Annotated in this window: 9 protein-coding genes; 1 reads left to right on the plus strand and 8 read right to left on the minus strand. The window is 40.7% G+C overall.

Annotated elements, in window-relative coordinates:
- The first annotated feature begins 165 nt into the window (after nt 1-165).
- On the plus strand, nt 166-1,737 hold the full coding sequence (locus UH38_RS06810) for an iron uptake porin (RefSeq protein WP_235355112.1): 1,572 nt from the start codon (nt 166-168) through the stop codon (nt 1,735-1,737).
- Nucleotides 1,738-1,739: 2 nt separating this feature from the next.
- Here UH38_RS06810 and UH38_RS06815 read toward each other — a convergent pair whose 3' ends face one another.
- The 8 genes from UH38_RS06815 to UH38_RS06850 all read right to left on the minus strand — a co-directional run bounded on the left by UH38_RS06815 (nt 1,740) and on the right by UH38_RS06850 (nt 11,795).
- Nucleotides 1,740-2,783, minus strand: coding sequence for a glycosyltransferase family 2 protein (locus UH38_RS06815; protein WP_045053967.1), 1,044 nt, complete (start codon nt 2,781-2,783; stop codon nt 1,740-1,742).
- A 35-nt stretch (nt 2,784-2,818) separates the two neighbouring features.
- Nucleotides 2,819-4,108, minus strand: a complete 1,290-nt coding sequence (locus UH38_RS06820) for a glycosyltransferase (RefSeq protein ID WP_045053889.1) — start codon at nt 4,106-4,108, stop codon at nt 2,819-2,821.
- Between the two features lie 19 nt (nt 4,109-4,127).
- Complete coding sequence (locus tag UH38_RS06825; RefSeq protein WP_045053890.1) at nt 4,128-5,417, minus strand: colanic acid biosynthesis glycosyltransferase WcaL; 1,290 nt, start codon at nt 5,415-5,417, stop codon at nt 4,128-4,130.
- 57 nt (nt 5,418-5,474) lie between these two features.
- A complete protein-coding gene (locus tag UH38_RS25855) occupies nt 5,475-6,665 on the minus strand; it encodes a histidine phosphatase family protein (protein WP_045053891.1) in 1,191 nt (396 codons plus the stop codon).
- A complete protein-coding gene (locus UH38_RS06835) occupies nt 6,649-8,502 on the minus strand; it encodes an ABC transporter ATP-binding protein (RefSeq protein ID WP_045053892.1) in 1,854 nt (617 codons plus the stop codon). The genes UH38_RS25855 and UH38_RS06835 overlap by 17 nt, the downstream gene beginning before the upstream one ends.
- Nucleotides 8,503-8,567: 65 nt before the next feature.
- Nucleotides 8,568-9,755, minus strand: a complete 1,188-nt coding sequence (locus tag UH38_RS06840; RefSeq protein ID WP_045053893.1) for a glycosyltransferase family protein — start codon at nt 9,753-9,755, stop codon at nt 8,568-8,570.
- A gap of 29 nt (nt 9,756-9,784) precedes the next feature.
- Entirely contained in the window at nt 9,785-11,035 is a 1,251-nt protein-coding gene (locus tag UH38_RS06845; RefSeq protein ID WP_045053894.1) for a glycosyltransferase family protein, read from the minus strand.
- Nucleotides 11,036-11,285: 250 nt separating this feature from the next.
- On the minus strand, nt 11,286-11,795 hold the full coding sequence (locus UH38_RS06850) for a response regulator transcription factor (protein WP_235355115.1): 510 nt from the start codon (nt 11,793-11,795) through the stop codon (nt 11,286-11,288).
- Between the last annotated feature and the right edge of the window lie 144 nt (nt 11,796-11,939).

Raw genomic sequence — 11,939 nt, forward strand, 5'->3', positions numbered from 1 at the left:
CGAAGCAAGCGATCGCCTAACTATTTTATAATGGAGGAAGTAAAAATTAATGATATTGATTCTATACAAGCTAATATAAATACCAAGTGCAAATTTACATAATAGAAATATATACTATAGTTTATTGTAAGATTCATCCGATTAAGTGCTTCAAGTTTAAAGATTGTGTTAAAGATTATTGGCAATATTATTTGTGCAAGTTGGTTCGGATTGAGTGCTATTTTGGTAGTAACAAATGACGCGATCGCCAACGAGAGAGAGCAAAGGTCGGTAAGTCAAAATCGAGCGGTTGACTTATCTCATAGCTTAAAAGCGGTCGCGCCACTTGACAATATAACTCCGGTTTTTCAACTGCGAAATATTAGTGTTAATGATTGGCAGTGGCAAGCGTTAAAATCTCTCAGTCAACGCTACAAAGTAACACTTGATTTTGATGGCGATCGCAATTTAACTCGTTATGAATTTGCCGAACAATTAAACAATATCTTAAATCAATTAAATAGATTAATAACTATAGACATTAGTAGAGAAGAATTAACTATTTTACAAAGGCTGCAAACTGAATTTGCTCCTGAGTTAGCTAACCTACAAAAACAAAGGGTAGAAAAGTTAGAGCAACAAGTTTCACAATTAGAGCAGCAACAATTTACAACTACAACTACTCTCACTGGTCAAGCTTTAATTGCCATAAGTAGCGCTACGGGCGAAGAAAAAGCTGATGGTAGCGGGGAAGAAGTAGATGAAAATATAATTTTGAGCGATCGCGTGCGCCTAACTTTAAATACCAGTTTCACGGGAGAAGATCGCCTCAGAGTACGCTTGCAAGCAAACAACTTCCGAGGATTTGCAGAAGCAACTGGAACGGCAATGGGTAGGTTAGGATTTGAAGGTGATAGCGAAAACGAATTTGAATTAACTCGCGTCGAGTATCGTTTTCCGGTTGGCGACAAAGCGACAGTTTATGCTGGAATAGTTGGTAGCGGACTCGATGACTTTAGCGATACAGCTAACGCCTTACTCGATAGCAGCAGTCAGGGAGCTATTTCTCGTTTCGGTAGGCGCAATCCTATATACAGACAAGGTTCGGGTACGGGAGTCGGTCTGGAATACGATTTGAGCGAGGATATTTCTCTGCAAATAGGTTATGTTGCTGATGAAGCTAACGAGCCAGAGTCGGGAATTGGTGGTGGTGCTTACGGAGCGATCGCGCAGTTGTATTTTGAGTATAGCGATCGCTTTGAATTGAGTCTAAATTACATCCGTTCTTACAACAATATCGATACGGGTACGGGAAGTCAGTTAGCCAACGATCCTTTTGACAAACTTAGCGATCGTATATCTGCCAATTCCTACGGTTTGAGTACGAGTTGGCGCGTCAGCGACAATCTTAATCTCAGCGGTTGGATTGGTTTAACAGATGCTACAGCCAGCGATTTGCCTAGCAATCCCAATGCCGAAATTTTTAATTATGCGATCGCCTTTTCCTTTCCCGACTTGGGGAAAGAGGGTAGTTTGGCAGGAATTGTTATCGGTCAACCGCCAAAAGTCACTAGCAACGATCTAGGTGCGGATTTTCAAGATCGAGATACATCTTTGCATCTAGAAATGTTCTACCGCTTCCCAATTAGTGACAATATCTCAGCCACCCCAGGTTTATTAGTAATTACTAATCCAGACCACGACAACAACAATAATACTTTGTATGTCGGCACGATCCGGACTGTTTTTGAGTTTTGAGTTCAAACTTTAGACAATTCTGGTGTCGGAGTAGTTTGAGTCTGAATTGGCGGTAACTCTAGTTTATGCTGCGGCAGCATCTTGGCATAGCGATCGCACAAATAGCGGTTGAATTTCCTATCGAGCTTTTTCAGCATTCTCTTCAACGGCTTATTTTCATAACCAAAACTTAGCTGACGTACCAGGGGTTTAATAATTGTGGCGATGCGTCTTACTCCTAATTTTTTGTACTTAGTTTGGAAATAGCCATCCTCTGACAAATTCCACTTGGCGCGGATGCGTTGCAAGCTTCCCAAAGTCCAAGCATCGCTCCAACGCAGCATATAAAAATGCAAATCTGTTAATTCTAATGGCGGTCCAGGTACGTAGGTAACTAAACTATCCGGCTCAAAATATACCGTACCTCCCACCTGTGCTACGGTCATGCAAAAATCGAGGTGTTCTTTAGTATTAAGCATGGCTTCGTCTAAATAGCCAATGCGATTAAAAATCTCGGTACGGACTAAGGTGCAATGAAACTCGGCTAATTCAGTTTGAGTTCTTTTTAGTTGAGGACGCAATTGCACTGCATTATGACCCTGTTTATACATTTTCTCGCGCAGATGTCGTCTACCTTTGATATCAGTAACAACGCGACTTTCTCCACCAGCAAAGTGTACTCGTTGGTGGATAGGCTGCTTTTCGCACATCAAAGGACCAACTACAGTAGCATCTGTTTCTTCCGCACAATCAACTAATGCTTTAAGCCAACCTGGGGAAACTATGACATCGTTATCGACAAACACTAGATATTTAGTATCTACTCGACTCAAACCAATGTTGCGAGCGTGATTGGGAGAAAGATAATAATTTGTGCGGATAAGTTCAAAATTTTTATCCTTAGATTTGGCTTCAAGATAGCGCCGCACTTTGTTAGGAGAATTTCCATCAACATAGATTAGTTTAAATGGAAATTCTGTGTATTCGTAAATACTTTCTAGAGATTGTTGAGTACAACTAAAACGTTCGCGGGGTACTACTACAATTGTTACATTTGGTTCGGTCATTGTTAATAACTCCATTTTTGGGTAGATCGCTTACTTCAAGCGTTAGTAGCTGTCAGCACTAAATCTCGTGTCAACTTCTGTTCTGGCGATGAATCGAGCATTTGTTGGTAAATTTCAACTAATTCATCATTTAGTTTGTTCATATCGTATCGATCTTCAACTTGCGATCGCCCTTCTTTACCCATTTGTTGCCAAATTTCAGGATGTGCGATGAGGTAACTTAGTTTTGTAGCGATCGCATTAGCATCGCGTTCGGGGACTAAATATCCGGAAACACCATCTTTAACTAATTCGGGAATTCCACCGTGTAGCGTACTAATTACGGGTAAACCCATCGCCATTGCTTCTTTTAAGGTGTTAACTGGTGCATCTTGATTTCCATCAGAACCAGTTACGCTAGGAGCCATAAATATATGACAACTATCGAGGATATTGACGATTTCCTGTTGCTGCTTCCAACCTAGCAATTTAACAATGTGTTCGACATTTAATTGGTCTATTAATTGCTCTAACTTTGCTTTTAGTTCTCCATCGCCAATGATGTTGTATTCGATATTGGGATGAGTTTGAGCAACTTTTGCAACTGCGGCGATCGCGTATTCTATACCTTTTTTTTCTACCAAGCGCCCTGTTGTAGCAATTTTTACCTTTCCATCTGCGGGAAAAAATCTAGGTTTGTAGGCGAATTTACTACAGTCAATTCCCGAACCGTGAACGTGAATTTTGTTTGGATCGCATCCTAAAGCCACTGCTTTATTTTTGAAAAACTCGCAGTTTGCTAAAAAGAATTCTGTATCCTCAAACAATTCTTGATACACTTTTTCGCCCCACTTAGGCAAAAATTTACTGATATCTGCACCGCGAAAAGTTGAAATTAATTTGCCTTCAATTAGTCCGAGTTGGCGAAACCAGATGCCAAATACACCCAATGTACTAAATTGACAATGAATAATATCGTAAGATTTGCCCTGAAGAAATGGCATAGCTCGATAAAGCAATTTTAAAGATTTTGCTTGACTTCCATACCGAGATGTGTTGAGTAATTGTTGACAAACTAAGGGGTTTTTGGAATAGTTGAGTGCTAGCAAACTCATACCTTTTAACCAGCGCCATAGCTCGTTATCTGGTCGAGTCGGTGCGTAAAAAGTGCGCTTTAGTAGTTGATATTTATCTACCAGAGGATGCATTTTAGATAAATCTTTAGGAACGCCATCTAGAGAATAAATATGCACGTCATGTCCGCGTTCGATCGCACCAACAATTTGATTGAGAATAAATGGCTCTGACAGTACGGGGAAACGAGCAACAAAATACGCTATTTTCATAACTATTGAAAGTTCTCTATTAAATATGTACTAATGTTTGCAAGTCTTGCTTTGAACTTAAGCTATCTGCTGGTGTTTCTAACATTTGTTGATAAATTGCTACCAATTCATCGTTCAATTTGTTCATGTCATATTTTGCTTCTACCCTTTTTCGCCCAGCTTTACCCATACTTTGCCAAACTTCAGGATATTCAAGTAAAAATTTTAGGCGCGTAGCGATCGCATCAGCATTACGTTCTGGTACTAAGTAGCCAGAAATACCATCTTCAACTAATTCGGGAATCCCACCATGAAACGTACTAATTACAGGTAAACCCATCGCCATTGCTTCTTTTAAAGTATTAACTGGCGCGTCTTGATTGCCATCAGCCGCCGTAACGCTAGGAGCAATAAATATGTGACAATTATCGAGTATTTCTACAATTTCTTTTTGTTGTTTCCAACCCAATAATTTAACAACATTACCAACGTTTAACTCAGCAATCAATTGCTCTAATTCTGCTTTCAAATCGCCATCGCCAATGATGTTGTATTCAATGTTTGGATAAGTTTCTACTAATTTAGCAACAGCACGAATGCCATATTCTATGCCTTTTTTTTCTACTAAACGTCCTGTAGTGGCAATCTTGACTTTACCATCAGTAGGAAAAAAGCGCGGTTTAAAAGTAAATTTCGTACAATCTAAGCCCGAACCGTGAACGACAATTCTTGTAGGATCGCAACCCAAATTGACAGCGCGATCGCCAAAAAATTTACAATTGGCTAAGAAAAATTCACCTTCGCGAAATAGTTGTTCGTAGACATTAATTCCGTTCTCTTGAACGTATTTGCTAATATCAATACCGCGAAACGTAGTAATTAGCTTGCCTTTAATAATTCCAGCATCTCGATAAGCAAGAGCAATCGGCGCTAGCGTACCAAATTGACAGTGAATAATATCATATTCACCATCTTGAAGCAATGAATTAGTTCTGTAGAAAGACTTTAAACTTGCTACTTCTTCACCGTATTTATTATCGAAAATTTGTAATGTTTTTAAGGAGCCATAAGGAAGATTTTTGAGTAGCAGACCGATACCTTTAATAAACTGCCAAGAGATATTTTCTGGTATTAATGGCGGAAAATAAGCACGCTCCATTAAATTGTATTCTTCCACAACTGGATGCACCTTACCCGTGTAATTTTTGGGTAATCCGTTAACTGGATGAATGCGAACATCATGTCCGCGATCGATTAAACCAGTAATTTGATTGAGAATAAATGCTTCTGATAAAGCTGGGAAGCGCCAAACAATAAAGGCAATTTTCATGGGTTTGTTATTAGTCATTGCTCGTATGCAAATTAGGTATTTTGCCCGATGCAAAATTTAATTGAGTACGGTGTTTGTTGATAAATCTGACATTAATATTGAGTCAGATTGAGCGGTGGTAAGATTCATTGCTTGTAAAATTGGCGGATGGCGATCGCCTAAATATTGCAAACAGCTAATTGATCCTGTTTTTAGCAACAACTGTTCGCTTTGGTCTAAATTTTTGCCAATAGCGTGACAAATTAAACGCGCGATCGTTGCTTCACTTGCTACCATCAAACCAGTTATCAACTGCTCGGAATTAGCTGTGCTTCTAGTGGTAGTTGCTGTTTGCCATTCAGAAATATCTGCACGCAATACTTCCAGTTGGACTGTTTCCCGATGGTGTTGCAGAATTTGTTGCACAGCAGTTTGAGCAGAATCGATCGCGCTACTAAGACTAAACTCGATCCGCACTTGCTGAAGGAAGTTAGCTATATTCTGAGTCTGTGCTGCATTTGTACCGGAAGGTACGAGTAACAGCCGCAAACCTTTACCCCCTTCTTGGGGTTTGGGTAGATGTTCTCCAACATGAGCGTTGCAGTTCATTACTTCCAACTGTCCAGATGCTAGAGAACCATCAGGAAAATTGAGAATGCTAATGCCGCAATTTGATTGCTGGATGCAATGATAGCGATCGGGTGTAATTCCCAAAGCTGTGCTAATTAAGGCGCGGTTCGTCCCGCCATGAGTAACAAGTAACAGAGTTTGACCTTGATGGCGCGGTAACACTTCTTGCCAAAATTCTCGCACCCTCTGATACAAATCCAGAGCCGGAAAAAACTTTTGTAGTCTCCCTTGTCTCTCCAAACTCCCAGCGTATTCCATCCAAAACTCATGAGGACGTTGCTTCCACAGGCGATATTCTGCGGGGAAGGTTTCGCGCACGTATGCAAACGCCAACCCTTGCCATACAGGCAGATCGGTTTCGCGCAACTTGTCTGTTACTCTTAATTTGGTATGGCAGGATATGACTTTGAGGATTTCTTGGGCGGTTTCCTGCGCCCGTTTTAGGGAACTAGAATAAATGGCATCAAATGTAATTCCCTTCAAGAACTCGCCAGTTTTTTGAGCATCGCTGCGTCCTAATTGGGTTAATACTGACTCATCGCTGCTACCTTGATACAGACCGAGAGCATTGTAGGTACTTTGCCCGTGACGGACTAAAATAACGCGGGTTGCTTGGCAATCTTTATGCTTCGATCGCATAAGTATCTCCTACTGACGTATCGTTATCAACAATGCTTTGCATCTGATACAAAGTGGCGTAATGACCGCCCAAGCGCATCAGTTCGCTGTGCGTCCCCTGCTCTAGAATGCTTCCTCCTTCAACGTAGAGGATGATATCTGCCTGTTGTACTGCCCGCAGGTTGTGAGAGATTGTAAACGTCGTCCGCCCCTCGGTGAGTCTTGCTAAGGCGGCGTTAACAGTGCGTTCGCTAGCACCGTCTAACCCTGTAGTCGATTCGTCGAGGATAACAATCGGCGCTTGACGAATTGCTGCACGCGCGATCGCAATTCGCTGTCTTTGTCCGCCCGATAGCGTCCCGCCCCGTTCGCCCAAAATCGTATCGTAGCCTTGAGGCAACTGCATGATAAATTCATGGGCATTGGCAAGACGAGCGGCTCTTTCTACTTCTTTACGAGTAGCCCCAAGTTTGCCGTATGCTATATTTTCTTGCACGCTAGCAGCAAACAAAACGCTATCTTGCAACACTACGGCAATTTGCTGTCGCAGCGAGTCTAGAGTGTATTCGCGCAGGTCTTGACTGTCGATTAAAATCCGACCGGAATTGGGGTCGTAAAGGCGCAGAATCAAGCTAATAAGAGTAGATTTCCCACTTCCAGAAGGACCAACCACCGCTACTTGCTGCCCTGGCTGCACGACAAAACTAATATCTTTTAATATCTCTTTGTCTGCGTTGTAGCCAAAAGATACATTTTCAAACTGAATTGCCCCAAAGAAAGGATGTGCCTTTTTCGCCCCTGGTAAGTCGCGCACGTTGGGTTCATATTCCAGCAACTCCACTACCCTTTCGCCAGAAGCAGTTGCTTTGGCAATTTGTCCGACTTGGGTGGAAAGCTTTCGCATTGGTTCGAGGGCATTTTTCAAATAAGTCATAAATACCAGCAGTTCGCCAGGGGTTAGTCCTTTGTGCAGAACTACATGAGAACCGCGCCACAATACTGCGGCGATAATAATTGCCATCAGAACTTGTACTGTTCTTTCGAGTGCTGCTGAGAGTTTTAATGATGCGATCGCTTCATCCAAACTTTTTTGGTTCTGTGCTGCAAAAATGCTGTGGAGCATTTCTTGTAAAGAAAGAACTTGCACTACTTTAATCGCGCCAATAGTTTCGCTGGTTGTTGCTGCTAAAACACCTTCAGAATCGCGGTGTTGTTTGGCAAAGCTGCGGATGCGACCGATTGTTTTACTTGTTAAGAGAGTTAGTAAGGGAAAGATTGCGGTTGCAACTAATGCTAATTCCCAATTTAGCCAATACATAATTGCCAACATTCCCAGCAGCAAGATAATGTTGGTCAGCAGAGGTAAGGCAGTTTTGACCGTCACCAGCCGCATCTTTTCGATGTCTGCTGTGACGCGAGTAATTAAATCGCCACTTTTATGTTGTTGGTGAAAAGAAAGAGAAAGACGCTGCAAGCGATCGAAAACTTGACCGCGTACCTCAGATAATACTTCTACAACAGCTAAAGACATCCCATAGGTGCTGAGATATGCTGCCATGCTACCTATTCCAGTTATCCCCACGATCGCTAGTGATGATATCGCTAGCAGCATGACCGCACTAAGACCGAAGCTGTTAGGAATATTGGTATTACTATGTGCTGGAATTAAAATATTGTCAAAAACATATTTTAGGGGCCAGGGTTCTAGTAGGCGTAAACCAGTTTCAATTAGTAGCGCAAAAAAAGCACCAATAATTGTGAGCCTCTGTTTGCGAATATACGGGGAAAACTTACCCAAAATTCGCATGACCCCTGGTATCACTCCTTTTAAATCTTTTTCTTTGGGGCGCTGACCCATTTAATATTTCTCCTTGCTTTCGATTAGTTGTTGAATTTTAGGCAATATATATAAGGTTTAGAATGTCAAACTATGCTAAGAGCAGGCGCTTTGCTTAAGAATTTCTGCAAAAAAATAGCTGTATTCTCAGAACCTTGGAGGTCGAATTTTTGTAAATTATTCAAGATTTTTATCTGTATGCAGTTGATAACTTTTTCAGCTAAGTGTAAGGGCGATAAATCTTCAGGACAAATACTGCTAACAATTCCTAATTTTTCTAGCTTTTGCGTCCTATGTAATTGTTCTTTATCTTGGCACTCGTGACCGATAGGAACTACAATAGCGCGGACACCTGTACTAAGAATATTCATTGTCGTGTTGTAGCCGCTAAGACTAATAGAAATATCGGCTGTATTCATGTAATCAAGCAGTTGAGAAGTGTAGGTTTCTATCTGAATATGACTGCGATCGCCTGCTAATTTTCTTAGTTTTGCTACCTTCTCTACTGGCAGAAATGGACCAGTAAATATTTTGATGACGTGAGGTAGTTTTTGACTCAAAATTGCACTCGATTCAATTAAAGTTTCTAAAACTTCAGAGCCAATCCTCCCGCCACCTATACTTGCTAAAATTTTAATTTTGCCTGAAGCATCATCCCACATATTAGCGCTGGCAAAATTACCTATTGCTGGCTGCGTCACAAAACCAGTGTGGATTACTTCAGCTTTAATTTCTCGATATCTAGCGAAACTATCGGAAAACTTTTGAAACTTTGCATCAGCATGAAATAGTAACAGATCGAAATACTCATTCATCAAATTACAGATAGTTTCTGCTTCTTCTGGTTCGCTTTCCTTGCCAATTACGTCGCGCAGGCTAGAAACTATTTTTGTATTTGGACTTGTGGCTTTTAGATGTTCTACTAAAGGAATTAACTCAAAGAGTAATTTGTGTCTGCCAAAGGGAAAAAACTCTGTAATTAAGCAGTCTGGCTGGATGCGATCGCATTCGGCAATTAGTAAGTTTTTTCTAGCTGCTTTTACTTCTTCAACACCAAACAGGCTATCGCCAACTGTAAATTTTCCTGCCTCTAGCCATAATGCAGGTAGTTTAATTACTTCTACTTGTGGCGGTAGCTCAAAACCTGGAATTTCAGGACCACCAGTAATGAAATAAACTTGAAAATAGTTTGCTAAACTCCGCACAATTTGGGAGCTACGAACTAGATGTCCCATGCCACTTAAATATTGGCAGTAAAACATAATTTTTTTCATAACTGACTCCTAAGACACAAACTAGGTTTCTACACTGCCGAGCGATCGCTAGCTAGAGCTAGTATTGAAGTAGATTTTTGATAAATTTGGTTCAGCTTTTGTTCGCAAGCTTTTTGAGACATGAGCTTGAGTAAATTATCTTGTACGCGCTCTAAACCATTCATGTCTAAATTAAACTTTGGTGGTTGCTGTTTGAACCGCTCTAAAAGCACGTTCATTAATGTTTCAGGATTGATATTATCTGGCGCAACCGCTGCAAATAAGCCCAAGCCTGCCATTTTTTCGGCTCTTATTGATTGTTCCTTTGATGGTCTACTACGCGGTATAATTACCGCTAGTTTTTCTGCGGACAAAATTTCACAAATAGTATTGTATCCAGCCATAGATACAACCATATCTGCTGCATTTATATAGCTCATTAAATCGTCTGTAAATTCCCCAATGTGAATTTGAGGATTATTTTTAGCTGCCCGTTCTACAAGTTTTTTTTGTGCTAAAGGCATTTCAGGACCGCAAATAACCAAACTTTTAATTCGGTACTTTTCTGGTAATAGTGCTATAGCTGACAAGTAAGTATTTACCAATTCATAACCATCTTCTCCACCTCCAGGAGTTACTAAAACTAAGCGCTCTTTCTGCGTTACTTGTAATTCTTTGCGGATATGGGTACGGCTCTTTTGACCTGGTTGGCGGTGCAAATAACCGCAATAACGTACTTTGTTGGCAATGGTAGATGGAAATTTGTATTCTCGTACGGGGTCGAAAACTTCCGGTACGCCAACTATTTGTACTTGATGGTAAAACTTGTCAATCGCCTTGTAAAAGTCATTTTTTTGCCAGTCTGCGATTGTTTTTTCTGGGCAATCTAGAATATCTCGTAGTAACAATACTAATTTTGTTTCAGGCAGCTTTGTTTGTAAATAATTGAGAGTACCTTGCAATTCATTTTTTAACCCGTAGGGTTTCTTGTCTACTAAAAAGATGTCTGGCTGAAAAATAACTGCTGCTGATAAAATTAATTCCGATCGCATTTCGACGATCTTCTCAACATCCATCCCTAAATATTTTGCCGCAACCTCACCTGTTGCGCCTCGATTTAGGCAGGGTAACTTGATATAATCAAGTCCTTTGGGCAATCGAAAGCCCTGAAGCATGGGCGAACCTGATAGTAATAAAATCGAAAGTTCAGGAATTGCACTTATTAAATGTTCGCAGATTGCTAGCATTCTCCGAATATTTCCAAGTCCAAATGCGTCGTGGGAATATACCAGCAGTCGCATTGTTGATGTCCTCTTTCTAGGGGGCGTTAATTGCAATCGATTAAAGGCGATCGCACTTTGGTAACTTACGATTTATTTTTTATCTATCCACATCTTTACAGTTTGTGATGAATTGACAATGAATGTTTAATGAGAAGATTTTCATGAGAAAATCCTTAGATTTTGGATTTAATTGTTATCGTTGCATAACCAAAAAATAATAGAGACGCAAATTTCACGCCTCTATCACTTGTCCTTTTAACTAGAAGGATTATTTTAAAGAAGTTGCAGATTTTCCAGCAGCAGCCAACTGCGATCGCACGCACTCCAATAGACAATTGAACGCAAAAGGCTTGGTGATGTAATCGTTTGCACCAGCTTGCAAAGCAGCCTGTTTGCTTTGCAAATCGTCGCTAGCAGTCATAATCACAATTGGTAACACTTCTCCTTTGCTGCGTAGTTCTTTCATTACCTGCCAACCGTCTTTAATTGGTAGACCAAGATCGAGGAGCAGCAAGTCAACCTTACTAGATTGAGCTATTTCAAGCGCCTGCGCGCCGTCAGTAGCGATAAACGTGCTGAAGCCATACTTATGCAGTCCCTTTTCCACAAATGCGGCTAAACGGGCTTCATCTTCCACAATCAAAATTTGACTCATATTGCCACGCCATACCTCATTTAAGGTAGTCGGTAGATAAAAATAATTTTTAGCGAGAATCAACTGTCTTAATCTTGCATAAATATCTATGCAGATTTCTAGCCGCGATCGCTCCTGGCTCAAACGCTCTATACCTTAGTTCTAAAGATTTTTGAATTGAGCAATAAAACAATTTTGTTAACTCTTAGTAATTATCTCTTTACTTTCCAGTCTGACTGCCGCAGATAAGATGGAAATGAAATCTTAATGAGAAACTTTTCATCTCTA

This window comes from Aliterella atlantica CENA595 (genome assembly GCF_000952155.1).
Classification (GTDB): domain Bacteria; phylum Cyanobacteriota; class Cyanobacteriia; order Cyanobacteriales; family Chroococcidiopsidaceae; genus Aliterella; species Aliterella atlantica.